Origin of the sequence: Acetobacter fabarum (assembly GCF_029069195.1) — a bacterium.
Classification (GTDB): domain Bacteria; phylum Pseudomonadota; class Alphaproteobacteria; order Acetobacterales; family Acetobacteraceae; genus Acetobacter; species Acetobacter fabarum_A.
In genome coordinates, this window is sequence record NZ_JARDYK010000001.1 from 313,624 (window position 1) to 340,288 (window position 26,665).

Annotated in this window: 35 protein-coding genes; 31 read left to right on the forward strand and 4 right to left on the reverse strand. The window is 56.2% G+C overall.

What is annotated here, in order from left to right; translation table 11 throughout:
- Positions 1-9: 9 nt before the first annotated feature.
- From rplC to PY793_RS01585, 31 genes are all read left to right on the forward strand, one after another.
- Complete coding sequence (gene rplC, locus PY793_RS01435) at positions 10-690, forward strand: 50S ribosomal protein L3 (RefSeq protein WP_275176350.1); 681 nt, start codon at positions 10-12, stop codon at positions 688-690.
- Between the two features lie 4 nt (positions 691-694).
- Entirely contained in the window at positions 695-1,309 is a 615-nt protein-coding gene (gene rplD, locus PY793_RS01440) for a 50S ribosomal protein L4 (RefSeq protein ID WP_275176351.1), read from the forward strand.
- Positions 1,306-1,641 carry a 50S ribosomal protein L23 gene (locus PY793_RS01445; RefSeq protein ID WP_048852979.1) on the forward strand — a complete coding sequence of 112 codons (336 nt, stop codon included), beginning with the start codon at positions 1,306-1,308 and terminating at the stop codon, positions 1,639-1,641. The genes rplD and PY793_RS01445 overlap by 4 nt, the downstream gene beginning before the upstream one ends.
- Before the next feature lie 16 nt (positions 1,642-1,657).
- Positions 1,658-2,488, forward strand: a complete 831-nt coding sequence (gene rplB, locus PY793_RS01450) for a 50S ribosomal protein L2 (protein ID WP_086647126.1) — start codon at positions 1,658-1,660, stop codon at positions 2,486-2,488.
- Positions 2,489-2,501: 13 nt separating this feature from the next.
- On the forward strand, positions 2,502-2,780 hold the full coding sequence (gene rpsS / locus PY793_RS01455) for a 30S ribosomal protein S19 (RefSeq protein WP_012812769.1): 279 nt from the start codon (positions 2,502-2,504) through the stop codon (positions 2,778-2,780).
- 8 nt (positions 2,781-2,788) lie between these two features.
- A complete protein-coding gene (gene rplV, locus PY793_RS01460; RefSeq protein ID WP_275176352.1) occupies positions 2,789-3,199 on the forward strand; it encodes a 50S ribosomal protein L22 in 411 nt (136 codons plus the stop codon).
- 2 nt (positions 3,200-3,201) lie between these two features.
- A complete protein-coding gene (gene rpsC, locus PY793_RS01465) occupies positions 3,202-3,879 on the forward strand; it encodes a 30S ribosomal protein S3 (RefSeq protein WP_086647128.1) in 678 nt (225 codons plus the stop codon).
- Positions 3,880-3,896: 17 nt separating this feature from the next.
- On the forward strand, positions 3,897-4,313 hold the full coding sequence (gene rplP, locus PY793_RS01470; protein WP_025826957.1) for a 50S ribosomal protein L16: 417 nt from the start codon (positions 3,897-3,899) through the stop codon (positions 4,311-4,313).
- Between the two features lies 1 nt (position 4,314).
- Positions 4,315-4,551, forward strand: coding sequence for a 50S ribosomal protein L29 (gene rpmC / locus PY793_RS01475; protein WP_275176353.1), 237 nt, complete (start codon positions 4,315-4,317; stop codon positions 4,549-4,551).
- Between the two features lie 13 nt (positions 4,552-4,564).
- Entirely contained in the window at positions 4,565-4,834 is a 270-nt protein-coding gene (gene rpsQ, locus PY793_RS01480) for a 30S ribosomal protein S17 (RefSeq protein ID WP_275176354.1), read from the forward strand.
- Between the two features lie 18 nt (positions 4,835-4,852).
- The gene (rplN, locus tag PY793_RS01485) at positions 4,853-5,221 is read left to right on the forward strand and encodes a 50S ribosomal protein L14 (protein WP_025826951.1); all 369 of its coding nucleotides are present in this window, start codon (positions 4,853-4,855) and stop codon (positions 5,219-5,221) included.
- Positions 5,221-5,541, forward strand: a complete 321-nt coding sequence (gene rplX / locus PY793_RS01490; protein WP_275176355.1) for a 50S ribosomal protein L24 — start codon at positions 5,221-5,223, stop codon at positions 5,539-5,541. The genes rplN and rplX overlap by 1 nt, the downstream gene beginning before the upstream one ends.
- Before the next feature lie 10 nt (positions 5,542-5,551).
- Positions 5,552-6,121: a 50S ribosomal protein L5 gene (gene rplE / locus PY793_RS01495; RefSeq protein ID WP_086638474.1), complete on the forward strand. Its 570-nt coding sequence runs from the start codon at positions 5,552-5,554 to the stop codon at positions 6,119-6,121.
- 71 nt (positions 6,122-6,192) lie between these two features.
- Positions 6,193-6,498: a 30S ribosomal protein S14 gene (gene rpsN, locus PY793_RS01500; RefSeq protein ID WP_025826945.1), complete on the forward strand. Its 306-nt coding sequence runs from the start codon at positions 6,193-6,195 to the stop codon at positions 6,496-6,498.
- Between the two features lie 9 nt (positions 6,499-6,507).
- Positions 6,508-6,906, forward strand: a complete 399-nt coding sequence (gene rpsH, locus PY793_RS01505; RefSeq protein WP_025826943.1) for a 30S ribosomal protein S8 — start codon at positions 6,508-6,510, stop codon at positions 6,904-6,906.
- A 10-nt stretch (positions 6,907-6,916) separates the two neighbouring features.
- A complete protein-coding gene (rplF, locus tag PY793_RS01510; RefSeq protein WP_086647133.1) occupies positions 6,917-7,450 on the forward strand; it encodes a 50S ribosomal protein L6 in 534 nt (177 codons plus the stop codon).
- Positions 7,450-7,812, forward strand: a complete 363-nt coding sequence (gene rplR, locus PY793_RS01515; protein ID WP_166110476.1) for a 50S ribosomal protein L18 — start codon at positions 7,450-7,452, stop codon at positions 7,810-7,812. Before rplF ends, rplR begins: the two co-directional genes overlap by 1 nt.
- A 15-nt stretch (positions 7,813-7,827) precedes the next feature.
- On the forward strand, positions 7,828-8,403 hold the full coding sequence (gene rpsE / locus PY793_RS01520; RefSeq protein ID WP_048852990.1) for a 30S ribosomal protein S5: 576 nt from the start codon (positions 7,828-7,830) through the stop codon (positions 8,401-8,403).
- A complete protein-coding gene (gene rpmD, locus PY793_RS01525; RefSeq protein WP_275176356.1) occupies positions 8,396-8,581 on the forward strand; it encodes a 50S ribosomal protein L30 in 186 nt (61 codons plus the stop codon). The genes rpsE and rpmD overlap by 8 nt, the downstream gene beginning before the upstream one ends.
- Before the next feature lies 1 nt (position 8,582).
- Positions 8,583-9,071: a 50S ribosomal protein L15 gene (rplO, locus tag PY793_RS01530; RefSeq protein WP_275176357.1), complete on the forward strand. Its 489-nt coding sequence runs from the start codon at positions 8,583-8,585 to the stop codon at positions 9,069-9,071.
- Positions 9,072-9,211: 140 nt separating this feature from the next.
- Positions 9,212-10,564 carry a preprotein translocase subunit SecY gene (secY, locus tag PY793_RS01535; protein ID WP_275176358.1) on the forward strand — a complete coding sequence of 451 codons (1,353 nt, stop codon included), beginning with the start codon at positions 9,212-9,214 and terminating at the stop codon, positions 10,562-10,564.
- Entirely contained in the window at positions 10,561-11,229 is a 669-nt protein-coding gene (locus PY793_RS01540; protein WP_275176359.1) for an adenylate kinase, read from the forward strand. Before secY ends, PY793_RS01540 begins: the two co-directional genes overlap by 4 nt.
- Positions 11,230-11,350: 121 nt before the next feature.
- Complete coding sequence (gene rpsM / locus PY793_RS01545) at positions 11,351-11,728, forward strand: 30S ribosomal protein S13 (protein WP_166110466.1); 378 nt, start codon at positions 11,351-11,353, stop codon at positions 11,726-11,728.
- A 63-nt stretch (positions 11,729-11,791) separates the two neighbouring features.
- A complete protein-coding gene (gene rpsK, locus PY793_RS01550) occupies positions 11,792-12,184 on the forward strand; it encodes a 30S ribosomal protein S11 (protein WP_025826926.1) in 393 nt (130 codons plus the stop codon).
- Between the two features lie 110 nt (positions 12,185-12,294).
- The gene (locus PY793_RS01555; RefSeq protein WP_025826924.1) at positions 12,295-13,314 is read left to right on the forward strand and encodes a DNA-directed RNA polymerase subunit alpha; all 1,020 of its coding nucleotides are present in this window, start codon (positions 12,295-12,297) and stop codon (positions 13,312-13,314) included.
- A gap of 31 nt (positions 13,315-13,345) precedes the next feature.
- Positions 13,346-13,771, forward strand: a complete 426-nt coding sequence (gene rplQ / locus PY793_RS01560; RefSeq protein WP_275176360.1) for a 50S ribosomal protein L17 — start codon at positions 13,346-13,348, stop codon at positions 13,769-13,771.
- A gap of 195 nt (positions 13,772-13,966) precedes the next feature.
- Positions 13,967-15,007: an ABC transporter substrate-binding protein gene (locus tag PY793_RS01565; protein WP_275176361.1), complete on the forward strand. Its 1,041-nt coding sequence runs from the start codon at positions 13,967-13,969 to the stop codon at positions 15,005-15,007.
- 2 nt (positions 15,008-15,009) lie between these two features.
- Entirely contained in the window at positions 15,010-15,768 is a 759-nt protein-coding gene (locus PY793_RS01570) for an ABC transporter permease (RefSeq protein WP_275176677.1), read from the forward strand.
- Positions 15,765-16,571 (forward strand): ABC transporter ATP-binding protein, encoded by an 807-nt coding sequence (locus PY793_RS01575; protein ID WP_275176362.1) that lies wholly within the window; start codon positions 15,765-15,767, stop codon positions 16,569-16,571. The genes PY793_RS01570 and PY793_RS01575 overlap by 4 nt, the downstream gene beginning before the upstream one ends.
- An 85-nt stretch (positions 16,572-16,656) precedes the next feature.
- Entirely contained in the window at positions 16,657-16,890 is a 234-nt protein-coding gene (locus tag PY793_RS01580; protein ID WP_275176363.1) for a hypothetical protein, read from the forward strand.
- 53 nt (positions 16,891-16,943) lie between these two features.
- Complete coding sequence (locus PY793_RS01585; RefSeq protein WP_086647142.1) at positions 16,944-17,120, forward strand: DUF1328 domain-containing protein; 177 nt, start codon at positions 16,944-16,946, stop codon at positions 17,118-17,120.
- Positions 17,121-17,374: 254 nt separating this feature from the next.
- Here PY793_RS01585 and PY793_RS01590 read toward each other — a convergent pair whose 3' ends face one another.
- Genes PY793_RS01590 through PY793_RS01605 form a run of 4 tightly spaced genes read right to left on the reverse strand, consistent with a single transcriptional unit; the run spans position 17,375 to position 26,612 of the window.
- On the reverse strand, positions 17,375-18,928 hold the full coding sequence (locus PY793_RS01590; protein ID WP_275176364.1) for an efflux transporter outer membrane subunit: 1,554 nt from the start codon (positions 18,926-18,928) through the stop codon (positions 17,375-17,377).
- A complete protein-coding gene (locus tag PY793_RS01595) occupies positions 18,929-22,231 on the reverse strand; it encodes an efflux RND transporter permease subunit (protein WP_275176678.1) in 3,303 nt (1,100 codons plus the stop codon). It abuts the gene before it with no gap.
- Positions 22,228-25,407: an efflux RND transporter permease subunit gene (locus PY793_RS01600; RefSeq protein ID WP_275176365.1), complete on the reverse strand. Its 3,180-nt coding sequence runs from the start codon at positions 25,405-25,407 to the stop codon at positions 22,228-22,230. The genes PY793_RS01595 and PY793_RS01600 overlap by 4 nt, the downstream gene beginning before the upstream one ends.
- Positions 25,404-26,612, reverse strand: coding sequence for an efflux RND transporter periplasmic adaptor subunit (locus tag PY793_RS01605; RefSeq protein WP_275176366.1), 1,209 nt, complete (start codon positions 26,610-26,612; stop codon positions 25,404-25,406). Before PY793_RS01605 ends, PY793_RS01600 begins: the two co-directional genes overlap by 4 nt.
- Between the last annotated feature and the right edge of the window lie 53 nt (positions 26,613-26,665).

Consider the following 26,665-nt stretch of genomic DNA (forward strand, 5'->3'; position numbering starts at 1 on the left):
GTCCAGACGATGCGCACCGGATTGATCGCAAAAAAGTTGGGCATGTCCCGACTGTTCAAGGAAGACGGCACTCATGTGCCTGTCACCGTTCTGCACGTTGATGAAGTGCAGGTGGTAGACGTTCGTACTCAGGAGCGTGATGGTTACGTAGCCGTCCAGCTGGGTATGGGCAACGCCAAGGTGAAAAACGTAACAAAACCCAACCGTGGCCATTTTGCCCGCGTGAAGGTTGAACCCAAAAAAACAGTTCGTGAATTCCGTGTGGCAGACGATGCTACGCTCGAAGTCGGTGCTGTTCTTTCTGCTTCTCATTTCGTTGTCGGCCAGAAGGTTGACGTGACGGGGACAAGCAAGGGCAAAGGGTTTGCTGGCGCTATGAAGCGCTGGAATTTTGCTGGTCTTGAGGCCTCGCATGGTGTGTCTATTTCGCATCGTTCGCATGGTTCGACCGGTAACCGCCAGGACCCTGGTAAAACCTTCAAGAACAAGAAAATGGCTGGTCATCTGGGTGATGAACGCGTGACCACCTTGAATCTGGAAATCGCAGCGGTCGATCCGGAAAAGAATCTGATCATGATTCGTGGCTCCGTTCCGGGAGCAAAGAATGGTGTCGTTCTCATTCGTGATGCGATCAAGAAAGCCCGCCATAGCGATGCGCCGTATCCGGCAGCTGTGAAGGCGGAGGCCTGAGATCATGGAAATCGAAATCAAGACACTTGATAACGGCACGGCTGGTTCAGCTACGCTTCCGGAAGAAATTTTCGGCGCAGCACCCCGGGCAGATGTAATGGCACGCGTTGTGCATTGGCAGTTGGCAAAGCGCCGCGCTGGCACGCACAAGGTCAAGGGCATGGGCGAAGTGTCCGGCACGACCAAAAAGCCGTATCGCCAGAAGGGTACTGGTAGCGCACGTCAGGGCTCCCTGCGCGCTCCCCAGTATCGTACCGGTGGTGTTGTGCATGGTCCGGTCGTGCGTGACCATGGTTATGACCTGCCTAAAAAGGTGCGTCGTCTGGGTCTGATCTCTGCCCTGTCGCAGAAAGCGGCTGAAGGTAAACTGGTCGTTCTGGACGCTGCTTCGGGCGTGACGAAGACCAGTGAGCTGGCAAAGAAGCTGCAAGGGCTTGGCTGGGCCTCGGCTCTGATTGTGGATGCATCCGTGGACGAAAATTTCGTGCGCGCAGCTCGCAACCTGCCGAAGATCGACATTCTGCCGACCATTGGCGCGAATGTTTATGACATTCTGAACCATGAGGTGCTTGCCATCACGCAGGCAGGCCTTGAAGGACTGAAGGAACGCCTGGCATGACGAATATTCTTGCTATTCGCAAGAAAGCCGAGCGTCTTTCTCGGGAGGCTCTGTACGACATCGTGCGGACGCCTGTCATCACCGAGAAGGCGACTGCGCTTTCTGAAAAAAATCAGGTTGTTTTCAAGGTCGCAATGACGGCTAGCAAGCCTGAAATCAAGGTTGCGGTGGAAACGCTGTTCGGGGTCAAGGTTGTTGGAGTCAACACCCTTGTCCAGAAAGGTAAAACCAAGCGCTTTAAAGGGCGTATTGGTCAGCGTTCTGACGTTAAGAAGGCGTTCGTTCAGCTTGCAGAAGGTCAGTCTATCGACCTGACCGCGAAGCTGGCGTGACCAAGGGTAGAAACTAATGGCACTGAAGCACTTTAATCCTGTCACGCCGAGCCTGCGTGGTACGGTTCTGATTGATCGTGCTGACCTGTGGAAAGGCAAGCCGGTCAAGCAGCTTACGGAAGGTAAGAACAAGTCGGGCGGTCGTAATAATAACGGTCGTATCACGTCTCGTTTCCGTGGCGGCGGTCACAAGCAGTCCTATCGTTATGTGGACTTCAAGCGGCGCAAATTTGATGTGCTGGGCACTGTGGAGCGTCTTGAATACGATCCCAACCGCACAGCATTCATTGCGCTGGTGAAGTACGAAGACGGGGAGCTGGCTTATATTCTGGCACCCCAGCGCCTGAAGGTTGGTGACAATGTCATCGCCGGTGCGCGTGTGGATATCAAGCCAGGCAATGCTATGCCGCTTGCTGCTATTCCGGTGGGTACGATTATCCATAACATCGAACTGAAGCAGGGCGCTGGCGGCAAGCTGGCCCGTTCCGCAGGAACGTATGCGCAGTTGGTTGGTAAGGATTCCGGCTACGCCCAGATCAAGCTGCAGTCTGGTGAGTTGCGCGTTGTTCGTGGTGAATGCATGGCGACTGTTGGTGCCGTGTCCAACCCGGACAACATGAACCAGCATATGGGCAAGGCTGGTCGTTCGCGTTGGCTGGGTCGCCGTCCGCATAACCGCGGCGTGGTGATGAACCCGGTTGATCATCCACATGGTGGTGGCGAAGGCCGCACATCTGGTGGTCGTCATCCGGTTACGCCGTGGGGCAAGCCCACCAAAGGTTACAAAACTCGGGTCAACAAGCGGACGGACGGTCTGATTATCCGTCGCCGGAAGACCGGCAAGTAAGGGGCAATAGAAGATGGCACGTTCCGTCTGGAAAGGTCCGTTCGTCGACGGGTATCTGCTGAATAAAGCTGAAGTATCCCGCGCATCGGGTCGGAATGAAGTGATCAAGATCTGGTCGCGTCGTTCAACGATTCTTCCGCAGTTCGTTGGTCTGACGTTCGGTGTTTATAACGGTCAGAAGTTCCTGCCCGTGCAGGTGACAGAGAATATGGTTGGCCACAAGTTTGGCGAATTCTCTCCCACCCGTACATTCCACGGGCATGGTGCTGACAAGAAGTCTAAGCGGGGCTAAGAGCACAGATGAGCAAGCCGAAGCATCCGCGCACGCTCGCGGAAACAGAAGCGCAAGCTATCACGCGTAACATCCGGGTTAGCCCCCGCAAGCTGAACCTTGTGGCAGGCCTGATCCGTAATAAACCTGCATCTCAGGCAATTGCGACGCTGACATTCTCCAAGCGCCGTATCGCTCAGCAGGTTAAGAAAACGCTGGAAAGCGCGATCGCTAATGCTGAAAACAACCACCAGCTTGATGTTGATCAGCTGGTGGTGAAAACGGCCGAAGTGGGTAAGTCCATTGTCATGCGGCGTTTTCACGCACGTGGCCGCGGTCGTTCCGCACGCGTCGAAAAGTTTTTTAGTCACCTGAAGATTGTTGTAGCCGAGCGGGCCATTGTGTCTGACACGGCTTCTTCCGAGCAGAAGGCGGCCTGAGTATGGGGCATAAAGTCAATCCGGTCGGGCTGCGGCTCGGCATCAACCGTACATGGGACAGCCGCTGGTACGCAGACGCGGACTATTCCCGTCTGCTGCACGAAGATCTTAAGCTTCGTGCGTTCCTGCGTCGCAAGCTGGCTGGTGCAGGCGTATCCCGCGTTGTTATCGAACGTCCGGCTAAAAAGCCGCGCGTCACGATCTACGCAGCACGCCCTGGCGTTGTCATCGGGAAGAAGGGGCAGGATATCGACGCTCTGCGCAAAGAACTGACCCGTATGGCCGGTACTGAAGTTGCGCTGAATATCGTTGAAATCCGCAAGCCGGAAATCGATGCGACTCTGGTTGCTGAAAACATTGCCCAGCAGCTTGAACGCCGCGTTGCCTTCCGTCGCGCCATGAAGCGTGCGGTGCAGTCTGCTATGCGTCTGGGTGCCCAGGGTATCCGGATCAACTGCTCTGGCCGTCTGGGTGGTGCCGAAATCGCACGTATTGAATGGTATCGTGAAGGTCGTGTGCCCTTGCACACCCTGCGCGCCGACATTGATTACGGTACGGCAACGGCGAAGACCACCTATGGCACATGCGGTGTGAAGGTATGGATCTTCAAGGGTGAAATTCTTGCTCATGATCCGTTGGCACAGGATCGCCGGGCGGCCGAACAGGCTCCTCAGCGCTGAGGAGAGGATAAAAAACAATGCTTTCCCCTAAGCGGACAAAATTCCGCAAAGCCCACAAAGGTCGTATTCACGGCCTTGCTAAAAGCGGTACCACACTGAACTTTGGTACGTTTGGCCTTAAAGCCCTGCAGCCGGAACGTATTACGGCTCGCCAGATTGAGGCGTCCCGTCGTGCCATTACCCGGGCCATGAAACGTGCGGGTCGTGTCTGGATTCGGATCTTTCCGGATATTCCGGTCTCGACAAAGCCTGCAGAAGTGCGTATGGGCTCTGGCAAGGGGTCGCCTGAATTCTGGGTGGCTCGTGTGAAGCCTGGTCGTATTTTGTTTGAGATCGAAGGCGTACCGCCCGAACTGGCGCGTGAAGCGCTGGCTCTTGGTGCTGCCAAGCTGCCGATCAAGACCAAATTTGTGACCCGAATTGGAGATGCGTAAGATGGTAAAGGCAGTAAAGCCAGCTGATTTGCGCGCTAAAACACCGGATGAGCTTGAAGCTCGTCTGGTTGAACTTAAGCGTGAACAGCTCAACTTGCGGTTCCAGCGGGCCACCGGTCAGACAGAAGCGCAGAGCCGCGTCCGTGTGGTCCGTCGTGAAATTGCGCGCATCAAGACAATTGCTGCGCAGAACGCAAAGAATGTAGCAGGTGCAAAAACATCTGCTGCCAATGCCTGAGGAGAGGTAGCCGATGCCGAGGCGCGTCCTGACCGGACGTGTGACGAGCGACAAGATGGACAAGACCGTTACGGTTCTTGTCGATCGTCGCGTCATGCATCCTATGTACAAGAAGTTCATTCGTCGCTCCAAGAAATATGCGGCGCATGATGAAGAAAACGTCTGCAAGATCGGTGATTCCGTGCGGATTGTTGAATGTGCGCCCATTTCTCGGCGTAAGACGTGGACCGTGATTTCCCGCAACGGTGAAGCCGTGGGCGTGGAACAAACCGCGTCGGCCTAACGTAAGGATTTCTAGGTTATGATCCATCCCGAGACCAACCTCGATGTGGCCGACAATTCCGGTGCACGTCAGGTGCAGTGCATTAAGGTGCTGGGCGGCTCCAAGCGGAAGTCTGCCTCGGTCGGCGACGTGATCGTCGTTTCCGTCAAGGAAGCCATCCCCCGTGGGAAGGTGAAGAAGGGCGATGTTCACCAGGCCGTTATCGTGCGTACATCTTATCCGGTTCGTCGTCCTGATGGCAGCGCCATCCGGTTCGACCGCAACGCTGCCGTGCTGATCAACAAGCAGCAGGAGCCGATCGGTACCCGTATTTTTGGCCCGGTTGTGCGTGAACTGCGCGCCAAGAAGTTCATGAAGATCATCTCTTTGGCGCCGGAGGTGCTGTAATGGCTGCCCGTATTAAAAAAGGCGATACGGTTGTCGTCATCACCGGCTCTTCCAAGGGTGTGCAGGGTGAAGTTCTGGAGGTTCGTCCTTCCGAAGATCGCGCTGTTGTCCGTGGTGTTGCAATTGCCAAACGTCACCAGCGCGCTAGCCGCATGGGCGAAGAAGGTGGAATTATTGCCCGTGAGGCAGCTGTCCACCTCTCTAACCTGAAGCTGGTTGACCCGGTCTCCAAGAAGCCGACCCGCGTTGGCTTCCGTGTGCTGGAAAACGGCAAAAAAGTTCGCGTTGCCAAGGCGACTGGCGAAGTGATTGAAGGTTGAGAGGCCAGGTATGAGTGCGAATCAGGAAGGGCGTTCCCTCCCGCGCCTTCACCAGCGCTATGAGAGTGAACTTCGTGCCAAGTTGCGTGAGCAGTTTGGATATACCAACGAAATGCAGGTGCCGCGGCTTGAAAAAATCGTCCTGAATATGGGCGTTGGTGAAGCCGCTGGAGACCAGAAAAAGCTGGATGCAGCCGTTGCGGAAATGACCCTTATTGCAGGTCAGAAACCAGTTAAGACGGTTGCCAAGAAAGCAATCGCAGGTTTTAAGATCCGTGAAGGGCTGCCGATTGGCTGTAAGGTTACGCTGCGTCGGGCTCGGATGTACGAATTTCTCGATCGTCTTGTGACGATTGCGATGCCGCGCATCCGCGACTTCCGTGGTCTCCCTGCGACAAAAGGCTTCGATGGCCGTGGCAATTTTGCCCTTGGCCTGAAAGAGCAGATTGTTTTCCCTGAAATCGAATACGACAAAGTGGACGAAGTCCGCGGTATGGATGTTGTGTTCGTTACCAGTGCGAAAACGGACGCAGAAGCTAAGGCTTTGCTGAAGGCATTTGATCTTCCCTTCTTGGGATGATACAGGCTGCTTTATTGTGTGATCTTGGAAAACCGTCGAAGGTTTTCGAAGGGTTCCGGAGGTAATGTTGTATGGCTAAAACATCTGCCATCCTGCGTAATGCTAAACGCAAGCGCATGGCGGCACGGGATAATGAGAAGCGTACTGCTCTCAAAAACATCGTAATGGATCGGTCTTTGCCCGTGGAAGACCGGTTTGATGCATCTCTCAAGCTGGCAGAACTGCCGCGTAACGGTTCTCGTGTACGTGTGCGTCTGCGTTGCAAGCTGACAGGTCGTTCTCGCGGTAATTACCGTAAGTTTGAGCTGTGTCGTATCGCTTTCCGTGATCTGGCTTCTGATGGCCAGATTCCGGGAGTGGTAAAAGCTAGCTGGTAAGGGCTCGAGATGTCGCTTTCAGATCCTTTGGGTGATATGCTCACCCGTATTCGCAACGCTCAGCGTGCGCGTCACAACTCTTGTGTTGCTCCGGCATCCAATCTGCGTGTGAATGTGCTTGAAGCTCTGCAGCGCGAAGGTTACATCCGTGGCTATAAGCGTGAAGAAGTGCGCAAGGGCATTGCCCAGTTGCACATCGAGCTGAAATACGCGGAAGGTGAACCGGTTATTCGTGAAATCCAGCGTGTTTCCCGCCCTGGCCGCCGCGTATATTCCAAAATTAAAGAATTGCCGCGTGTCTGCGCTGGTCTGGGTGTTTCCATCCTGTCCACGCCGCGTGGTGTTCTGTCCGATGTAGAGGCCCGCGCCGCCAATGTTGGTGGTGAAGTCCTTTGCCGCGTATTCTGAGGAGGGATAAATGTCACGAGTAGGCAAGTATCCCGTCGAAGTTCCGGCAGGGGTTACAGTTTCCATCGCGGACGGTGTTTTTAAGGCCAAGGGTAAGCTGGGTGAGCTTTCTCTGCCCATCTCCAGTCATGTTACGGCTGAAGTGAAGGACAATCTGGTTGTTGTACAGCCAAATGGTACCGAATCTCAGGCACGCATGATGTGGGGTACAACACGCGCACTTATCGCTTGTGCGGTCAAAGGTGTTTCTGACGGGTTTTCCAAAACTCTGGAAATTACCGGGACAGGTTATCGTGCGGCAGTGCAGGGTTCTAACCTCGTTATGAACCTCGGCTTTTCTCACGACGTGATCTATCCGATTCCTGCTGGCATCAAGATTTCTACCCCGCGTCCTACCGCGATTGTGGTGGAAGGGATTGATAAGCAGCGTGTTGGCCAGGTGGCTCTGGATATTCGTAGCTATCGTAAGCCTGAGCCTTACAAAGGCAAGGGTGTTCGTTATGATACGGAAACCATCCGCCGTAAGGAAGGCAAGAAGAAATAATGAGCACTCAGCAGGAATTGCGGAATCGGCGGCGTGCGCGTCTCCGTTTTCAGCTTCGCCGCAAGGCTGGTGGCCGTCCTCGTCTGTCGGTTTTCCGGTCTGGTAAGAACATCTACGCTCAGGTGATTGATGATGCGCAGGGGGTTACCCTTGCATCTGCGTCAACGCTGGATAAAGAACTGCGTGAAGCCCTGAAAAACGGTGCAACGCGGGAAAGCGCTGGTGCGGTTGGCAAGCTGGTTGCCCAGCGTGCTGTTGCGGCTGGCGTGTCTCAGGTCGTGTTCGATCGGGGATCTTATCTTTATCACGGGCGCGTCAAGGCCCTGGCGGAGGCGGCCCGTGAGGGCGGTCTCTCCTTCTGAGGAAAGGATCACGCAATGGCTCGTGAACCAAGAGAAGGCGGTCGAGGCGGCCGTGAGCGTGAACGCGAAGGCGATGAACTGGTCGATAAGCTGGTAACCATCAATCGCGTTGCAAAGGTTGTTAAGGGTGGTCGGCGCTTTGCGTTTGCTGCTCTGGTTGTGGTTGGTGACCAGAAGGGTCGCGTGGGCTACGGTGCTGGTAAAGCGCGCGAAGTTCCGGAAGCGATCCGTAAGGCTACCGAGCGCGCCAAGCGTGGGATGATTCGCGTTCCCATGAAAGAAGGGCGTACGCTGCATCATGATGTTGCCGGCCACTTCGGTGCTGGTAAAGTTGTGCTGCGTTCGGCTGAAGCAGGTACGGGGATCATCGCTGGTGGTCCGATGCGTGCGGTGTTTGAAAGCCTTGGCATTAATGACGTTGTTGCCAAGTCCTTGGGAACCCGGAACCCGCACAACATGGTCAAGGCGACTTTTGACGCTCTGACACGTTGTGCCAGCCCTCGTGCTGTGGCAAATCGCCGCGGCAAGAAAGTGGCGGAAATCTTTGGCAAGCGCGACCAGGCTGCTGGTGCGGAGGCTGCAGATGTCTGATAAAAAAACTTTCAAGGTGACGCAGATTGCGTCCGGTAACGGGCGTAAACCGGGTCAGCAGGAAACTCTGATCGGGCTTGGTCTGAACAAGATCGGGCGCGAAAAGGTTCTGGAAGATACCCCGTCTACCCGGGGTATGGTCCGCAAAGTGGCCCACCTGATCAAGGTGGAGGACTAATATGAGACTTAACGAGCTTCGTGATAACGAAGGTGCCCGCTACCGTAAAAAGCGGCTCGGGCGCGGTATTGGTTCCGGTAAAGGTAAAACGTCCGGTAAGGGTGTGAAAGGCCAGAAAGCACGTGAGGGTGTTTCCCTCAACGGGTTCGAAGGTGGTCAGCTTCCTATCTACCGTCGTATGCCGAAGCGGGGCTTTAAAAACATCTTCCGCAAGGTCTATGCACCGGTTAACCTTGGTGCGGTAGAGCAGGCGTTGGCTGATGGTAAGCTGGAAAACGGCGTGACCATTACCGAAGAAACGCTGAAGAAAGCCGGTCTGGTCGGGACGGGCAAGTACGCAGGGGTTCGCATTCTGGGTGAAGGCGAGCTGACAAAAGGCGTTTCTTTTGAAGTGTCTGGCGTTTCTGCTTCTGCTAAGGCTGCCATTGAAAAAGTTGGCGGCAGCATCAAGCTGCTGGTGGCGGCACCTGTGGAAGCAAGCGCCTCCTGATTGGCATGGGAGAGAGAGCAGTGGCAGACCCTGTTCTCTCTTTTGTGTTTAAGTCAGAACAGCTGTCTGATATTTTTCAGGCAATCATGCCAGCGTCTCCACTTTGTGTGGCGGCGCTGTTTGTGTGAAAGGACGGATGCATGGCTTCCGCGGCCGAACAACTGGCTGCCAATTTTAACGTAGGCTCCTTTGCCAAGGCGACGGAACTCAAGAAGCGGATCTGGTTTACGCTAGGTGCGCTGATTGTTTACCGGTTGGGAACGTATATTCCTGTGCCCGGCGTAGATGCTACGGTTATGGGGCAGCTTCTGGCGCAGCATCAGGGCGGCATTCTTGGCATGTTCAACATGTTTTCGGGGGGCGCTCTTGGGCGTATGACCGTCTTCGCGTTGAACATCATGCCCTATATCTCTGCGTCCATTATCGTGCAGTTGATGTCTACGGCGGTACCCTCTCTTGAAGCTCTCAAGAAAGAGGGTGAGCAGGGGCGCAAAAAGCTTAACCAGTACACGCGTTATCTGACGGTGATGATTGCAGTTTTCCAAGCTTACGGGATCGCGATCGGACTCGAGAATGTCCAGAGCGGCGCGGCTGTTGTTAGTCCGGGTCCGCTTTTTCTGATCACCTGCGTAACGGCGCTGGTGGGCGGAACAATGTTCCTGATGTGGCTTGGTGAGCAAATTACGTCACGCGGTGTTGGTAATGGAATATCGCTCATTATTTTTGCCGGTATCGTGGCCAATCTGCCTCATGCTTTGGTGAGCCTTTTCCAGTTGGGGTACACGGGCGCTCTGTCGTCCTTTTTTGTGCTTCTGTTCCTTGTGCTGGCTGGTCTGACCATCATGTTCATCGTGTTCATGGAGCAGGCACAGCGGCGGGTTGTTATCCAGTACCCCAAACGACAGATGGGGCAGCGGATGTTTGGTGGAGACACCACGCATATGCCGCTCAAGGTAAATACGGCTGGGGTTATTCCACCGATTTTTGCCTCTTCGGTTCTGCTGATTCCTGTCACGCTGGCAGGTTTCATGAACGGCAAGTCACTGCCGGGATGGCTGTCTTTTCTTGGTGAAGAACTGGGGCAGGGACAGCCTCTGTATCTGCTCTTTTACGCACTGATGATTGTCTTTTTCTCGTACTTCTATGCTGCGGTGACCTTTAACCCGTCAGAGACTGCGGATAACCTGCGTAAGCAGGGTGGGTTCATCCCTGGCGTGCGACCTGGTGCATCCACAGCATCGTACTTTGACAAGATCCTGACGCGTCTGACGACCATTGGCGCGGCATATATGGTCGCGGTCTGTCTGTTGCCGCAGATTCTGATCAGTCGTTATAATGTGCCGTTCTACTTTGGCGGGACCAGCCTGATTATTATTGTGTCAGTTACGATTGATACGGTTACGCAGGTGCAGTCACATCTGGTGGCACATCAGTATCAGGGGCTTATGCGCAAGTCTCGCGGTGGCAGAAAACAGAGGATCATCAGACGATGAATATTATTTTTCTGGGTCCGCCTGGGGCCGGAAAAGGGACGCAGTCCAAGCTTCTGGAAGAACGGCACGGACTGATTCAGATTTCCACTGGGGATATGCTGCGTGCAGAAGTGGCACGTGGCTCCGAGGTTGGTAATCAGGCAAAGGCACTGATGGTCGCAGGCAAGCTTGTGCCTGATGCCTTGATTATTGCCATGCTCAAAGACCGGATTGCCCAGCCGGATTGTCAGAATGGTTTTATTCTGGATGGCTTCCCGCGTACTTTGGGGCAGGCCGAAGAGCTGGATGGGATGCTCGCCGCAGATGGGAAGAGCATTGATGTTGTGCTTTTTCTGGATGTGAATGAAGAAATTCTCGCAGATCGTATCTCTGGGCGTTTTACCTGTGCGCAATGCGGGCAGACATATAACGAAGCGTCCAACCCGCCTGTAAAGGAAGGGGAATGCGACATCTGCGGGAGTCATGAGTTCAAGCGTCGGGCAGATGACAAGCGTGAGACGGTTGTCGAACGTTTGAAAGAATACCGCAATCTGACCGCGCCGATTCTGCCGTTTTATGAAAAAACGGGGCGTTTGCGTAAGGTAAACGGCATGCTTTCGACTGCTGAAGTGACAGCAGAAATTGAAGCAGCGCTTAAGGATGGTAGCTTGATCACGAAGAAGTGATCAGTTTTCGTTGACTTGTAACGGTGGTCGGTATATTTCGCGGCCACCAAGTGAAATCCGCCCAGTCAAAACAGGGCTATGAGCCGTTCGCTGTAAAAGCGGGCGAACAGGAGTATAAGGCGTGGCACGTATTGCCGGCGTGAATGTCCCGACAAACAAGCGGGTTGTGATCGGGCTTCAGTATATTTATGGAATTGGCGCATCTAAGGCGGCAGAAATCTGCAAGTCCTTGGAGATTCCAGAAGCAAAGCGGGTTAACGAACTCAGCGACGATGAAATCATGAAGCTCCGTGAGCTGATTGATGGTAGCTATCGCGTTGAAGGCGACCTGCGTCGTGAAATTGCGATGAACATTAAGCGCCTGATGGATCTTGGTTGCTACCGCGGCCTGCGTCATCGTCGTGGCCTGCCGGTGCGCGGCCAGCGGACGCACACCAATGCCCGTACCCGTAAGGGTAAGGCAGTGGCCATTGCCGGTAAGAAGAAAGCAACGCGTTAATCCAAGCCGCTAAGGCGGCCAGCCTGCACACGCAGGCTGGACAGGGACTGAGGTAGAAAAGACATGGCGAAAGCCGCAACACCGCGTGTTCGTAAAAAAGAGCGTAAGAACATTATTTCGGGCGTGGCGCATGTGCTCTCCACGTTCAACAACACCATGATCACCATTTCTGATGCTCAGGGGAATGCTATTTCCTGGTCGTCTGCTGGTGCACAGGGCTTTAAGGGCTCGCGGAAGTCTACGCCTTATGCGGCGCAGGTTGCGGCTGAAGATGCAGGCCGCAAGGCCCGTGAACACGGCATGGAAACGCTGGAAATCGAAGTTTCCGGTCCCGGGTCGGGGCGCGAAAGCGCACTGCGTGCCCTGCAGGCTGTTGGTTTCACGATCACGTCCATTCGTGATATGACACCAGTCCCGCACAATGGCTGCCGCCCGCGCAAGCGTCGCCGCGTCTGAGCTTACGAGCGGAAAGGCTGCCTGATGACAAGCCGCCTTTCCATTTGTTGTGTCCACTTCAGAGAAATCGCTGCGTAAGCAGTGGTTTTTCGTATTGAAAGGCCGGTCCATTGGTCCTTCAGAAAAACTGGCAATCTCTGATCAAGCCCGAAAAGCTTGAAGTTGAATCCGGAGTGGAGCCCGCTCGTATCGCAACCGTAGTGGCTGAGCCGCTGGAACGCGGTTTTGGTATGACGCTTGGTAACGCGCTGCGTCGGGTTCTGCTGTCTTCTCTTCAAGGTGCTGCGGTCACGGCGGTTCAGATTGACGGCGTTCTGCACGAGTTTTCGTCTGTTGCCGGTGTGCGGGAAGATGTGACTGACATCGTCCTGAACATCAAGCAGCTGGCGTTGCGCATGCACGGTGAAGGGCCGAAGCGTATGGTGCTGACGGCCACTGGCCCCGGTGAAGTGCGCGCAAGCCAGATCCAGACGGGTCATGACATTGAAATCATGAACCCTGATCTGGTCATCTGCACGCTTGATGATGGCGTCAAGCTGGGCATGGAATTTATTGTTAATACTGGCAAGGGCTATGTTCCTGCGGCGGCTAACCGTCCGGAAGATGCCCCGATCGGCCTGATCCCGGTTGATGCAATCTATTCGCCCGTCAAGCGCGTGTCCTACAAGGTGGAGCCGACCCGCGTTGGTCAGGTTACAGACTATGACAAGCTGTTGCTTACGGTCGAAACAAATGGTGCAGTAACGCCTGAAGATGCCGTGGCTCTGGCTGCGCGCATTCTGCAGGATCAGCTGCAGCTGTTCATCAACTTTGATGAGCCGCGTCCTGTGCAGGCTGAAGAGCCTGAGGATGATCTGCCGTTCAACCGTAATCTGCTGCGCAAGGTGGATGAGCTTGAGTTGTCTGTTCGCAGTGCAAATTGCCTGAAGAACGACAATATCATCTACATCGGGGATCTGGTTCAGAAGAGTGAGCAGGAAATGCTGCGCACACCGAACTTTGGCCGTAAATCCCTGAATGAAATTAAGGAAGTCCTGACCTCGATGGGGCTGTCCTTGGGTATGAATGTCCCGGCCTGGCCGCCGGAAAATATTGAAGAGCTGGCAAAGCGGCTTGATGAGCCGTTTTGATCTGACTTTTCCCGATACTAGGAACTGAACCATGCGTCACCGGATTGCCGGCCGAAAGCTCGGCGTTACCTCTTCTCACCGTGCAGCCATGTTCCGCAACATGGCTGTGGCTTTGATCAAGCACGAGCAGATCACCACTACGCTTCCCAAAGCGAAGGAACTGCGTCCGTTTGTTGAAAAGCTGATCACTCTTGGCAAGCGCGGCGATTTACACGCGCGTCGGCAGGCATTTGCTGTGCTGCGTGACGAAGTGATTGTTAAAAAGCTGTTTGCAGCCGTGGCAGAACGCTACAAGGCTCGCAACGGTGGTTACACGCGCGTTCTGCGCGCTGGCGTGCGCTACGGCGATGCTGCCCAGATGGCCGTGATCGAACTGATCGACCGTGATGTGAGCGCCAAAGGCCAGGACAGTGGTCCGCGCCCGGAAGCGGAAGATAGGCAGGATCTTGCTGCTTAATCTTTTGCTCGCAAGCGCAATGAAGGAAGCTGGCTCAATGGAGCCAGCTTTTTTTTTGCCTTTTGTACGGGCTACAATGTTAGGGTTGGACACGTGGAATAAAAATATTCCATAATCGCTCGTGAGTTATTGACAATATCAGGAATATATCCACTATTATTATTGATAAAATAATACAGTGAGAGAGATAACGTCATGACACGTGCGTTGCTAAAAATGCTGACGTTTGTCACCGTGGCATTGGGCTGGGCATTCAGTCCGGCGCAGGCAGCGGACAGCATTCGTATCGGCTATATTCCCGTTCTGGGTTCTTCCGCGCTGTTTGTGATCGACGGAGAGGGCTGGGCCAAACAGGCGGGGCTGGATGTGCAGCTTGTGCGCTTTACGTCTGGACCACAGGCTATTCAGGCGCTTGTATCCGGGCGGATTGACGGCTACGTGGCGGGGGTACTGCCGTTGTTGCAGGCACGTGCGCATGGCGTGGATGTGAAGGTGGTAGCGACAGCGTCTATTGAGGAACTGTCGGTTATTGCGCGCGGTGCATTGGTAGCAGGTGCTAAACCGGATGGTGAGACCGAACTGACACCAGATGCGGTTAAAGACATTTTTGCGCGGTTTAAACAGGAGCAGAAGCGCCTGCCGCGTCTGGCGGCCCAGCCCGCCGGTTCTGTGCCGGATACTCTACTGCGCTACTGGCTGCAACAGCAGCTTGGTTTTGCGCAGGTCAATACTGTGGCCTCCATTGTCGGGGTAGATATTGATGCGGCTCAGCAGGCGTTTCTGGCAGGTGCGGTGGATGGTGCGGTCCTAAGGGAGCCTGCTTTGACGGTTGTTAAAACCCGTCTGCCGGATGCCCGTATTCTGGCTTCGGGCCATAGTATGATGCCGGATCAGCCGGGCTCCGTTCTGGCCATTGTCAAGCCGGATGCGCCAGAGCACAAGGCATGGGCGGGTCCATTGACCAGCCTGTTCGTGCGGGCGACAGCTTTGCTGGCCCAGCACCCTGATGATGCCGTACCGTTTGTGCAAAAAGCACTTGGCGGTGGTATGCTCAATGAGAGTGTCATGAAAACTGCGTTGGAACATTCTGCTTCCCGTTTTGTCAGTGATCCGGCGCGTATTGTCGAAAGTGTCAGGCAGTTGCAGGAATTTGAAGTTGCCGAAGGTCTGCTGCGTAAGGCAGAGCCTGTTGAAAACCTGTTTGATACGGGGCTGTGGCGGCAGGCCAAGCCGTGAGTATGACATTCTCTGGCCCCGTTCGCCTGGGGCTTGGGCTGGCAGGGCTTGTTCTGTTCTTTGGCATGTGGGAGGCGGCAGTCCAGACCGGACTGTTGCCATCTGGTATGGTGCCAGCACCTTCCTCCCTTGGTCCGGCATGGCTGGATGAGGTGCGGGGAGGGTTCTGGCAGCAAGCCATTCTGGATAGTCTGAACCATTACCTTCTGGGCCTGCTCATCGGGTCCGTTCTGGGCGCTGGACTTGGTATTCTGTGCGGTATGCTGGGACTGTTGGACGGTCTGCTGGAAGGGGTTGTCCGTCTGTTGCGGCCTGTGCCAGGGCTGGCCTGGGTGCCGTTTGCCATTCTCTGGTTTGGGCTGAGCACGGCCGGGGCCACCTTTGTTATTGCCATATCGGTTTTCTGGATCAATTTTTACGCAGCGCATAGCGCAGTTCAGGGCGTGGACCCCGAACTGTATGAACTGGCCTCTGCCTTCGGGCATGGCAGTTTTGTGGGGCGGTTGTTCAAGATTGTACTCCCGGCTTCAGCACCGGGTATTATGGCCGGGTTGCGTACGGGGCTGGGGCAGGGGTGGATGTCCGTTGTGGCGGCAGAACTGTTTGGCGTACCGGGCATTGGGGCGCGCATGATGCAGGCCTCCAGCCTTCTGGCGACCGATGTTGTGGTGGTTTATATGCTGACCATGGCCATGCTGTATGCCATTACCGATTTTCTTTTTGGGTTTGTGCGTAAATGGGTTCTCAGGTGGCAGCCATGAGCGGGGCGGATGTGGTTGCCTCCTTGCATGATGTTGGCCTCTCACACGATGGGGGCGTTCATTTTGTGTTGCGGCATGTAAGCCTGACTCTGGCGCGTGGGGAGTTTGTCGCACTTTTGGGGCCATCTGGTGTGGGTAAATCCACACTGCTCAGGGTTCTGATGGGGCTTATGCATCCGACGGAAGGGCGGGTGGGTGGTTCTGCTTGTGCTGCGCAGGCAGGGGGGCAGGCCACACGGCGTAGCCGGGCCATGGTGTTCCAGGATGCCCGGCTTCTGCCCTGGCGCTCGGTGCTGCGGAATGTCATGTTCGGGCTGGAAGGTCTGCACCTGAACAGGAGCGAAAAAATAGCCCATGCGCAGGAGGCTCTGCGTCTGGTTGGACTGGAGGATGCGCAGGACCGGCTTCCCCGCCGTCTGTCGGGTGGGCAGCGGCAGCGTGTGGGGGTCGCACGTGCCCTGACAGTGGACCCAGATCTGCTGCTGATGGACGAACCGTTTGGCGCGCTGGACCCTATTACCCGCTCCAGTCTGCAGGAAGAATTGCAGCGGATATGGCAGCAGACACATAAAACAGTCCTGTTTGTGACGCATGATATTGAAGAGGCTCTGCGCCTTGCCACACGTGTTGTGGTACTGGCTGGCGGCCCTCCTGCGGGCATTACGGGCGAGATTGTACTGGATTTACCGCACCGTCATCCCGACTCACCGGCCTTTAGGACTTATGCCGCACGTCTGCGCGCCATGATTGCAGGCGAGGCTGATCCGGGTGGAGAAGCCTACTGGCGTTCGGCGGAAATCTAGCCTTAAGCAAAAAAATCGTTCACAGAGGCATCTTTAGGGGCGCAAAGCGCGTTACCCCTTAATGTAGTATGGAGGACATCCTCTTATGAGTGATGAGAGCAAGGCAGATTTCGGTCTTGAGGATGGTATTGGCAATCTTCAGGACGGTGCCGATGGTTTTTTTGGCAAGGTTTCCAGTCATGATGCCCTTCATCCGGGCAAGCGCATTACCGCAGTCGAGGCGTTGCGGGATGCTGTTATTGACCAGCCATTGCTTACTGTTGCCACAGTGGGTGTTGTCGGTCTGATTATTGGAATTTTTCTGCGACGCAGGAAATAAGTGGGCAAGAGCGTTTTGACTCTGGTCAGGATTGAAAAGCAAGGGAGCGCGTTATGCTGAAACTGGCACTGTTTTTTCTGGTTGTTTCACTTGTTGCAGGGCTGTTTGGTTTTGGCGGGATTGCCTCTGCCTCGGCCGGTATGGCTAAAATCCTGTTCTTTATCGCCATTATGCTATTTGTTGTGTTTCTGGTTGTGGCCCTGCTGGCTGGTCGCGCGGTTATGAAGTAACGGAGTCTGACCAGCTCAAAAAACGGCATAAAAAAACCTCCGGGGCCAGCGCTCCGGAGGTTTTTTATTGTTGAGTGCAGCTTAATGAGAGCAGGCATTTAGCGCGCTGACTACTGATGGCGACAACGGGCATAGGCTGTTCGCCCGAGTATTGCCCGCGCCTATCAGCAGGACGATCGCAGCACCATCCATTTCACAGGATTTATTCATCTCGTGGTTAGCCATGATCTGGATTGCCTGAATGTTGCTCGGGGTTAGTTTTTGTCTTTCTGAATAAAGGAAGGCAGAAGCGGGTTGTCTGTCTGCATGGAGTTTTTGCTGGGTAGCTCGGAAGCATTCCATCCCCCACCAAGTGCTTCCACCAGACTGACAGAGTCCAGCATGCGGCTTTGCTGGATTTGCAGTGCGGTCTGCGCGTTGGACAGGGCTGTAACCTCGGCGGTAATCACGGTCGTATAAATCTGGGTGCCTGCCATATACTGGTTGAGTGCGACCGTAACGGCCCTGTTGGCCGCACCCAGCGCAACATGCTGCTGCTCCGCCTGATCTGCCAGAATACGCAGGTTGGAAAGCTGGTCTTCCACCCCTTGCAGGGCTGTCAGTACGGTTTGCCGGTAGGTGGCGACATAAGCATTGTAATTGCTGTCGGCCTCATGGACGGCGGCGGTCCTTGCCCCCCCGGCAAACAGTGTTTCCGTAGCCGAGGCGCCAAGGGTCCAGATGCGGTTTGCAACCTGCACAAGAGAGCCGACCGGATCCCCGCTATAGGAGTATGTCGCTGTCAGTTTGACATCGGGGTAGAATGCGGCCATGGCCGCGCCGATCTGGGCATTGTATTCCTCCATCCGGCGTTCGGCTGCGGCAATGTCGGGGCGGCGCTGGAGCAGGTTGGCCGGAATCATGACCGGAATGGCCGGAATGGCGCGTGGTAATGCTCCACGGGGGATGGAGAGGTCCGCAGGTGCCTTGCCCATGAGGACCGCAATTGCGTGTTCATACTGCGCTCGGGCTATGCCGGTTGCCGTGGCCTGTGCGCGGGTCTGTTCCAGTTGCGTCCTGGCCTGAAGCAGGGCGGTCGGGTCTGCCGTACCCGCGTCATACTGGTTTTTGGTAATCTGGTAGGAGCGCTCATAAAATGCCACGTTTTTTGCCAGCAGGTCATACAGGCTGTCCTGATACCGCAGGTTGAAATAAGCCGTGGCCAACTGCGCCTGATAAGACAGGCGGGCATTGGCAAGGTCTGCGGCTGTGGCCTGCGCCTCTGTGACCTGTGCCTGAATCTGTCGCCGGATCTTGCCCCACAAATCCAGATCCCAGGAAACACTTGGCCCCGTGGCATAGGTGTTTTCGGTCGAGTTGGAAGGGGGGGAGGTCGTGTTGCGTGTGCCATCGGAACCATAATTGATAATGGTGCCGCTGGAGCGGGAACCACGGCCAGAACTCTGCCGGTTGAAGGAAATGGCTCCATTGAGCGTTGGGTAAAGCTGCGCCCGGATGGAGTTGATGGTGGCACGGGCGTTACGGTAGCGGGCTTCGTACTGAATGATATTCTGGTTGTTGATGTCCACCTGTGCTTCCAGGGCATTTAACTGCGGGTCGTTATAGATTGTCCACCACGAGCCTTTAGGCAGGCTGGCCAGTTGTGGGGTGGCATACTGCCAGCCCGGTGCCGGACGCAGTTCCTTGAAGGTGGGTGAGATAATGGGCGTAGGCCGTTTATAATCCGGCCCGACCATGCACCCCGCCAGAATGGCAGGTGCCAGCAGCAGGGACAGGCGAAGGGAGAGGAAGGGACGGTAAAAAGGCATTCAGCGGTCCTGCCTGAAGCTGCGGGAAAACGATAGCGAGCGGATAATGGACCCGGCACGGGCCTGCCAGGCATCGAACATCAGATAAACGACCGGAGTTGTGTAAAGGGTAAGTGCCTGACTTACGATCAGCCCGCCAACAATGGCAATGCCCAGCGGATGCCGCAGTTCGGCCCCATATCCATTGGCGACCATAAGCGGGGCAGCCCCAAGGGCTGCTGCGACTGATGTCATCATGATCGGGCGGAAGCGGAGCAGGCAGGCGGTGCGTATGGCGTCATGGGCGGACATACTCTGGTCGCGTTCGGCCATAATGGCAAAATCCACCAGCATGATGGCATTTTTTTTCACTATGCCAATCAGCAGGATCACTCCGATCATGGCAATGAGAGAGAACTCCTCCCCGGCCAGTTGCAGGGCCAGCAGAGCCCCCACGCCAGCCGAGGGTAGGGTGGAAAGAATGGTCAGCGGATGTATGTAGCTTTCGTACAGGATGCCCAGCGTAATATAGACGGCCACAAGGGCTGCCAGAATAAGCAGGGGTTCGTCACTGACCGCTTTCTGGAACTGTGCGGCATTGCCTGCAAACCTGCCATGGATGGTGTTAGGCATATGCAGTGCGACCTGTGCTGTATTGATGATCTGCGTGGCCGTACCCAGAGAAACCCCTTTGGCCAGATTAAACGAAAGAGTAGCCGCAACCGCCAGTTCCTGATGGTTGACTGAAAGCGGGGTACGGCTGGGCACCAGATGGGTAACCAGTGTGAGCGGGACCATGGCTTCGGAAGACGTGCTGACTGCCGAACCATTGGACGCACCGGCTCCTCCGGCCAGCGCATTGGCAATCTGGTTTTTAAAGGAGAGCGAACTCTGGCTGGCCTGCGCGCTGGCGGAGCCGGTGCTGGACGTGTTGCGCACCCGAACGGTGTTGGAGCGAGTCCCCCCCCCAGCCGATCCCCCGGCCATGCTTATCCAGACCTGCATCAGGCTTTGCGGACTGGACCAGCTTTTGGGGTCGGCCTCCATGATCACGCGGTACTGGTTGAGCCTGTTATAGATGACCGAGGCCGCGCGTTGGCCAAACGCATCGTATAGCGTGTTGGACAGGAGCTGGGGGGTGATGTTGACACGGGCGGATGTATCCCGGTCGATCCGGGTGCTTATGGCCGAGCCCCCCATCTGCACGTCGGAGGAGAGGGTTGTCAGTTCCGGATGGCGGCGTAGCTCCGCCAGCAGGCGGGATGTCCATGTGTAGAGTTCGGATGAGTTCTCACCCTCCAGCGTGTACTGGTACGCCGCATTGCTCTGCCGCGCGCCAGAGCGAATGGCGCCCGGCTGCATCAGAAAAAAACTGGCCCCGACCAGATTGCGCAATTTGCGGTTAACACGGGCGATCAGGTCGGTTGGGGTATCGTTCCGTGCAGCTTTATCCTTGAGCTGTAAAAACACCCCGGCTTCGTTGGAGGAGCCACGACCACCGATAAAGGAGGACACACTTTCCACGTCACGGTCGTGCATCAGCACTTTTTGCACTTCGGTCAGCTTTTTGGCCAGCGCCCCGAAGGAGATCGACTGGTCCCCCTGCAGATGTCCCATGAGCATGCCCGTGTCTTCCACCGGAAAAAAACCTTTAGGCATCAGCATGAACAGGGCTGCTGTAAGGGCCAGCGTAAAGGGCAGGCTGAGCAGTAAGGTCTTGTGGTAATGCAGGGCAAAGTCGAGCGAGCGGGTATAGCCAGCCTGCATGTGGTCCAGAAAAGTGCTTACGACGGCAATGGCGTGGCGCATCAGGCTACCAGAACCCGCAGGGGCTGTACCTGTTGTGTGGGGTACCAGCAGATAGGCCGCCATCATGGGGGTCAGGGTCAGGGACAGCACCATCGAGATCAGGATGGTGATGGAAACAGTCATGGCGAATTCATGGAACAGGCGACCCGCCAGCCCCCCCATGAGCAGAATGGGCAAAAAGACAGCGATCAGGGAAATGGTGATGGAAATAACCGTAAACGCCACCTCCGCGCTGCCCTTTATGGCGGCATCACGCGGGGAGAGACCCTGCTCTATGTAGCGGGCTATGTTTTCCATGACCACAATGGCGTCATCCACCACAAAGCCGGTGGAAACCGTAAGCGCCATGAGCGACATGTTATCGAGCGAAAAACCAAGCAGGCGCATAGCGCCAAAGGTCGCCACTATGGAGGTGGGCACAACCACGGCGGGAATAAGCGTCATGCGGAGCGAATGTAGGAAGATCAGCACGACAAGCACCACAAGCATGACCGAGATCAGCAGGGTCAACTGTGTGTCCACCAGCGCTGCACGGATGGTCAGTGAGCGATCAAGCCCCACATGCAGCGCCACACCGCCGGGCAGGGCGGATTTAAGCAGGGGCATTTCTGTATTGATCTGGTCCACGGTGTGAATCACATTGGCCCCGGCCTGAGGGAACACAACCGCAATAACCGATGCCTGACCGTTATAATACCCGGCGTTACGCAGGTCTTCCACACTGTTCTGTACCTGCGCCACATCGGCCAGCCGCACGGGGCGGTTGTTGCGCCATGCAATAATCAGATCCCGGTAATCCTGCGCGGTGCGGACCTGATCATTCGTGTCCAGCGTATAGCGAAGGCCGTTCTGGTCAATAATCCCTTTGGGGGTATGGGCATTGGCGGAAGCAAGGGCTGCGCGCACGTCCTCAAACCCGATACCGTATTTGAACAGGGGCAGGGGGTTTATTTCCGCCCGGATGGCGGGCAGCGCACTTCCGCTGATTTCCACCTGACCTACTCCCTGTATGGCGGACAGGTGCTGCACGAGTACGTTGGTTGCGTAATCATAAAGCTGGGGGCGGGTGTGGGTGTCCGAGGTCAGGGTAAGGATAAGGATAGGCGCGCCGTTAGGGTTGGCCTTGCGGTAACTGGGGTTCTGCCGCAAGGAGGAGGGCATGTCCGCATGGGCGGCCTGAAGGGCGGCTTCCACATCCCGCGCCGCCCCGTTAATATCGCGCGAGAGGGCGAACTGGAGCGTAATGCGTGTGCTGCCTTCGGTGGATTGAGATGTCATTTCCGTAACATCGGCAATCTGTCCCAGATGCCGCTCCAGGGGGGCAGCCACGGAACTGGCAATTTCTTCGGGGGAGCCGCCAGACTGCCGGGCCAGCACCTGAATGACCGGAAAATCCACATTGGGCAGGTCGGCAACAGGCAGGCTGCGATACCCCAGTAGCCCTCCAAGAAACAGGGCTACGCTTAGCAGGATGGTGGCAACAGGCCGGTCAATAAAAATCCGGCTGATATTCACGACACCGGTTGCCCCCCAGGGGGAGATGCAGGGCGGGGGGGGCGCAGACCGCGCCATTTATGCGCCCATGTGTCCAGCGTAAGGTAGATGACCGGTGTGGTGAACAGGGTCAGCAACTGGGAGAGGGCAAGCCCGCCAATAATGGCCAGCCCCAGCGGGTAGCGCAGTTCAGACCCCGTGCCGTGCGAGAGCACCATGGGCACAGCCCCCAGCATGGCCGCCAGTGTGGTCATGAGAATGGGGCGAAAACGCAGTGTGGCTGCTGTACGAATGGAGCGCAGGCTGTCCATTCCATGTTCACGCTCCGCTTCCAGTGCGAAGTCGATCATCATGATGGCGTTTTTCTTCACTATGCCAATCAGCAGCACAATGCCGATAATGCCCATGATGTCGAGGTTAACTCCCGCTACGATCAGGGTCAGCAACGCGCCAATGGCAGCCGAGGGCAGGGTGGAAAGAATGGTTACGGGGTGGATAAAGCTCTCGTACAGAATGCCCAGTACGATATAGACGGCAATAATTGCAGCTGCGACCAGGAACAGTTCGTTGCTGAGCGAGCCTTCAAACGCCGCCGCAGTTCCCTGAAAAGAGGTCTGGAACGCAGCGGGGAGGTGGATGTCCGCCTCTACCCGCCGGATAGCGGCCGTGGCATCCCCCAGCGCATAACCGGGGGCGAGATTGAACGAGATGGTCGTGGCCGGGAACTGCCCGAAATGGGTTAACAGCAGGGGGGCTGTTTCCTGCGTGACCTTGGTCACCGCTGGGAGGGGCACCAGCCCGGAGGTGGGGGCGCGTGTGGGACCGGATGTGCTCTCCCCCGTATTGCCGCTGATACCGGGCAGGTAAAGCTGGTTGAGAGAAGACATCTCTTTCTGAAAGCGCGGTTCGGCTTCCAGAATAACGCGGTACTGGTTGGACTGCGTATAGATGGTGGAAATCTGGCGCTGGCCAAAGCTGTCATACAGCACGTTATCAACGGTCTGGGGGGTAATTGAGTAACGCGCCCCTGTGGGGCGGTCGAGTGTGACGCGCGCCACCAGCCCTTCGGCCTGCAGGTCGGAGGTTACGTCCGCAAGCGATGGTTCCTGACGTAACCGTTCGATCAGCTTGGGTATCCATGTCTTGAAAGCGTTGTAATCGGGGTTTTCAAGCAGGAACTGGTACTGTGTTGCCGATACGGTTGTATCGAGAGAGAGGTCCTGAACGGGCTGGAGGTAGAGCTTTATCCCTGTAACCTGTGCTGTTTCCTGCTCCAGCCGCGCGGCTATTTCGGTTGCGGAGAAGGAGCGGCTGTCATGCTCTTTCAGGTTGATCAGGAAGCGGCCCTGATTAAGCGTTGCATTCTGCCCGTCCACCCCCACAAAGGAGGAGAGGGAAGCCACATCCGGGTCTTTAAGAATAACTCTGGCCAGTTCCTGCTGATGCACCTTCATACTCTCGAAGGAGATGGACTGCGCCGCAACGGAAATGCCCTGAATAACCCCTGTATCCTGTACGGGAAAAAATCCTTTGGGAATGTACCAGCCCAGAAGACCGGTCAGCACCAGTGTCCCCACGGCCACGCCCAGTGTGAGCTTGCGCCATTCCAGCACCACATCAAGCATGCGGTCATAGGCTGCAATCAGGTGCTCGGTTGCGGTTTCCATCCGGGCGGACCAGCGCAGGAACGGCGTGGCCGCCGTACCCGCATCATGCGGACGTTCGGAAAGAATGCGTGCGCACATCATGGGGACAAGTGTGAGTGACACCACGGCGGACAGGATGATGGTCGTGGCCAGTGTCAGTGCGAATTCGTGGAACAGGCGGCCCACCACATCGCTCATGAACAGCAACGGAATAAGCACGGCAATGAGTGATATGGTCAGGGAGATAATGGTAAAACCGATTTCCCCCGCCCCTTTGAGTGAGGCGCTCATGCGGTCCTCGCCCGCTTCCACGTAGCGCGAGATGTTCTCGATCATCACAATGGCATCATCCACCACAAAACCGGTGGCGATGGTCAGGGCCATGAGAGAGAGGTTATCGAGCGAGAAGCCGAGCAGGTACATAACGGCCAGCGTGCCGATAATGGAAAGTGGCACGGACAGGCTGGGAATAATGGTGGCGGGAATATTGCGCAAAAAGATAAAAATAACCGCCACAACCAGCACAAGTGCCAGAAAAAGCTCAAACTGCACATCTGCCACGGATGAGCGGATGGTTGTGGTACGGTCCGTCAGGGGAACAATATCAATACCCGGTGGCAGGGTCTGGCGCAGGGCGGGCAGGGTGGCCTTGACGTTGTCTACCACGGCAATCACGTTCGCACCCGGCTGGCGCTGCACATTCATGATCAGGGCCGGGGTCTGGTTGGACCACGCGGCAAGCTGTGTGTTTTCCGGCCCGATCACAACCGTGGCTACGTCACGGATGCGGACCGGCCCGCTGCTCTGGTAGGCAATTACCTGATTGAGCAGCATTTCCGGGCTGGTGATCTGCCCGTCTACCCGCAATGTAGCCGAGCGTTGTGCACCATCAAACGTACCTGTGGGGGAGTTGACGTTTACATTGCCAATGGTGGTACGCAATGTGTCCAGATCAATGCCGTAAGAAGTCAGCTTGGGCACGTTGACCCGCACACGGTAGGCCTTGCGGTTCCCGCCTGAAAGCGTGACCAGCCCCACGCCCGAAATCTGGCTGATTTTTTGTGCCAGACGGGTGTCCACGTAATCTTCCACCTCCGGGAGCGGAATGGTGGCCGAGGTAATGCCCAGTGTCAGCACAGGCGTGTCAGCCGGGTTGACTTTGGCATAAACCGGAGGGGCAGGCAGGTCGGTTGGCAGCAGGGAGTTGGCCTGGTTAATGGCGGCCTGTACTTCCTGTTCCGCCACATCCATGGACATGGACAGGTCAAACCGCAGGGTAATGACCGAAGCCCCACCTGATGAGCGCGATGTCATCTGGTCCAGACCGGGCATCTGGCCAAGCTGCGTTTCCAGCGGCGCAGTAACCGAGGTTGCCATAACATCTGGCCCGGCACCGGGGTAGAAGGTTTCCACCGTTATGGTGGGGTAATCAACCTGCGGCAGGGCGGAAATGGGCAAAAAATGGTAGCCCAGCAACCCGGCCATAAAAATGGCCAGCATCAGCAGCGTAGTTGCAACGGGCCTGCGTATGAAAATGGCAGATGGATTCACGGCGTGGCATGGTCCGGTGCAGGAGTGGAAGCCGTGGTGGGAATGGTAACCTTGATCCCGGCGCGCAGATGGTCTGTGCCGTCTGTAACCACCCTTTCGCCTTCCTTCAGCCCGGAGGTGACAACGCTGAGCGTGCCGTTGGAAATGCCGGTGGTAACGGGCTGGACGCTGACTGTGTCATCATCCTTGACAACATACACGAACAGGCCGGAAGGGCCTGTCTGCACGGCGGTTGTAGGCAGGAGCAGAACGTGGTCCAGCGTTTTGACCAGCAGGTGCGCGTTGACAAACTGGTTGGGAAACAGGTGTTCGTCTTCATTGGCAAAAATGGCGCGCAGACGCACGGTGCCGGTTGCCGTATCAATCTGGCTGTCCAGTGTGCTTACCGTGCCATCGGCCATTTTTTGCGTGTTGGAACTGTTCCATGCTGAAACAGGGAGGGATTTGTGTGCCCGCAACTGGGCAAACACCTCGGGTAGCTGGTCCTGCGGCAACGTGAAAATGACCGATATGGGCTGCATCTGTGTCAGCACCGCCAGCCCGCCGGACTGGCCAGCCGCCACGTAGTTGCCCTGATCCACTGCACGGATACCAATGCGCCCATCTACTGGCGCGATAATGTGGCAGTAGATCAGTTGCAGCTTCTGGTTATCCACCAGTGCCTGATCGGCTTTGACCGTGCCCTCAAGCTTCTGGACCGTGAACTGCTGGTCGCGTGCGGTTTTGGCGTCAATACTGTCCTGTTTGATCAGGCGCTGGTAGCGCCCGTTATCCACCCGGGCCTGCTCAAGCTGTGCCTTGTCCTGCTCAAGCTGGCCTTCATACTGTTCCAGTTGCACCTGATAGGGGCGGGGGTCGATAAGGGCGAGCAGGTCACCCTTATGTACATGCTGGCCTTCGGTAAACAGCACCTGCATCAGGTAGCCTTCCACACGGGTTTGCACGGTTACGTTGGTAATGGGGACAACCGTGCCCAGTTCGGTCAGTTCCACGGGCATGCTGCCAGCATGGACTGTCTGCACCGCTACGGGCTGGCTCTGGCTGGAATCAGCCGCGCCGTGGTGCATTTTGTGACCCGTGTGCGGGCGCAGGAAGGCAAAACCCAGAATACAGACGGCGACCACGGCGCTGCCCGTCAGGAGCAGGCGCTTTCTGGGGGAGCGCGGCTTGGTGGGAGCGGTGGAGGGCGGAGAGTTATCGTCCATGAGGTGCGCTGTTCGTTAACCTAAGTTGCGTCAGAAAATGCAGGGGAACGCTG

What these genes read in the sequence shown, in the direction of transcription:
- rpsH (WP_025826943.1), top strand. Translation starts at nt 6,508, where the DNA reads ATGTCGCTTTCAGATCCTTTGGGTGATATGCTCACCCGTATTCGCAAC.
- rpsC (WP_086647128.1), top strand. Translation starts at nt 3,202, where the DNA reads ATGGGGCATAAAGTCAATCCGGTCGGGCTGCGGCTCGGCATCAACCGT.
- rplX (WP_275176355.1), top strand. Translation starts at nt 5,221, where the DNA reads ATGGCTGCCCGTATTAAAAAAGGCGATACGGTTGTCGTCATCACCGGC.
- rplE (WP_086638474.1), top strand. Translation starts at nt 5,552, where the DNA reads ATGAGTGCGAATCAGGAAGGGCGTTCCCTCCCGCGCCTTCACCAGCGC.
- PY793_RS01575 (WP_275176362.1), top strand. Translation starts at nt 15,765, where the DNA reads ATGAGCGGGGCGGATGTGGTTGCCTCCTTGCATGATGTTGGCCTCTCA.
- secY (WP_275176358.1), top strand. Translation starts at nt 9,212, where the DNA reads ATGGCTTCCGCGGCCGAACAACTGGCTGCCAATTTTAACGTAGGCTCC.
- rplO (WP_275176357.1), top strand. Translation starts at nt 8,583, where the DNA reads ATGAGACTTAACGAGCTTCGTGATAACGAAGGTGCCCGCTACCGTAAA.
- rpmD (WP_275176356.1), top strand. Translation starts at nt 8,396, where the DNA reads ATGTCTGATAAAAAAACTTTCAAGGTGACGCAGATTGCGTCCGGTAAC.
- rpsN (WP_025826945.1), top strand. Translation starts at nt 6,193, where the DNA reads ATGGCTAAAACATCTGCCATCCTGCGTAATGCTAAACGCAAGCGCATG.
- rplN (WP_025826951.1), top strand. Translation starts at nt 4,853, where the DNA reads ATGATCCATCCCGAGACCAACCTCGATGTGGCCGACAATTCCGGTGCA.
- PY793_RS01590 (WP_275176364.1), bottom strand. Translation starts at nt 18,928, where the DNA reads ATGCCTTTTTACCGTCCCTTCCTCTCCCTTCGCCTGTCCCTGCTGCTG.
- rplF (WP_086647133.1), top strand. Translation starts at nt 6,917, where the DNA reads ATGTCACGAGTAGGCAAGTATCCCGTCGAAGTTCCGGCAGGGGTTACA.
- rplB (WP_086647126.1), top strand. Translation starts at nt 1,658, where the DNA reads ATGGCACTGAAGCACTTTAATCCTGTCACGCCGAGCCTGCGTGGTACG.
- rpsQ (WP_275176354.1), top strand. Translation starts at nt 4,565, where the DNA reads ATGCCGAGGCGCGTCCTGACCGGACGTGTGACGAGCGACAAGATGGAC.
- rplV (WP_275176352.1), top strand. Translation starts at nt 2,789, where the DNA reads ATGAGCAAGCCGAAGCATCCGCGCACGCTCGCGGAAACAGAAGCGCAA.
- PY793_RS01445 (WP_048852979.1), top strand. Translation starts at nt 1,306, where the DNA reads ATGACGAATATTCTTGCTATTCGCAAGAAAGCCGAGCGTCTTTCTCGG.
- rplC (WP_275176350.1), top strand. Translation starts at nt 10, where the DNA reads ATGCGCACCGGATTGATCGCAAAAAAGTTGGGCATGTCCCGACTGTTC.
- PY793_RS01565 (WP_275176361.1), top strand. Translation starts at nt 13,967, where the DNA reads ATGACACGTGCGTTGCTAAAAATGCTGACGTTTGTCACCGTGGCATTG.
- rplQ (WP_275176360.1), top strand. Translation starts at nt 13,346, where the DNA reads ATGCGTCACCGGATTGCCGGCCGAAAGCTCGGCGTTACCTCTTCTCAC.
- rpsK (WP_025826926.1), top strand. Translation starts at nt 11,792, where the DNA reads ATGGCGAAAGCCGCAACACCGCGTGTTCGTAAAAAAGAGCGTAAGAAC.
- rplP (WP_025826957.1), top strand. Translation starts at nt 3,897, where the DNA reads ATGCTTTCCCCTAAGCGGACAAAATTCCGCAAAGCCCACAAAGGTCGT.
- rpsS (WP_012812769.1), top strand. Translation starts at nt 2,502, where the DNA reads ATGGCACGTTCCGTCTGGAAAGGTCCGTTCGTCGACGGGTATCTGCTG.
- PY793_RS01585 (WP_086647142.1), top strand. Translation starts at nt 16,944, where the DNA reads ATGCTGAAACTGGCACTGTTTTTTCTGGTTGTTTCACTTGTTGCAGGG.
- PY793_RS01570 (WP_275176677.1), top strand. Translation starts at nt 15,010, where the DNA reads ATGACATTCTCTGGCCCCGTTCGCCTGGGGCTTGGGCTGGCAGGGCTT.
- PY793_RS01540 (WP_275176359.1), top strand. Translation starts at nt 10,561, where the DNA reads ATGAATATTATTTTTCTGGGTCCGCCTGGGGCCGGAAAAGGGACGCAG.
- PY793_RS01605 (WP_275176366.1), bottom strand. Translation starts at nt 26,612, where the DNA reads ATGGACGATAACTCTCCGCCCTCCACCGCTCCCACCAAGCCGCGCTCC.
- rplD (WP_275176351.1), top strand. Translation starts at nt 695, where the DNA reads ATGGAAATCGAAATCAAGACACTTGATAACGGCACGGCTGGTTCAGCT.
- rplR (WP_166110476.1), top strand. Translation starts at nt 7,450, where the DNA reads ATGAGCACTCAGCAGGAATTGCGGAATCGGCGGCGTGCGCGTCTCCGT.
- rpmC (WP_275176353.1), top strand. Translation starts at nt 4,315, where the DNA reads ATGGTAAAGGCAGTAAAGCCAGCTGATTTGCGCGCTAAAACACCGGAT.
- rpsE (WP_048852990.1), top strand. Translation starts at nt 7,828, where the DNA reads ATGGCTCGTGAACCAAGAGAAGGCGGTCGAGGCGGCCGTGAGCGTGAA.
- PY793_RS01580 (WP_275176363.1), top strand. Translation starts at nt 16,657, where the DNA reads ATGAGTGATGAGAGCAAGGCAGATTTCGGTCTTGAGGATGGTATTGGC.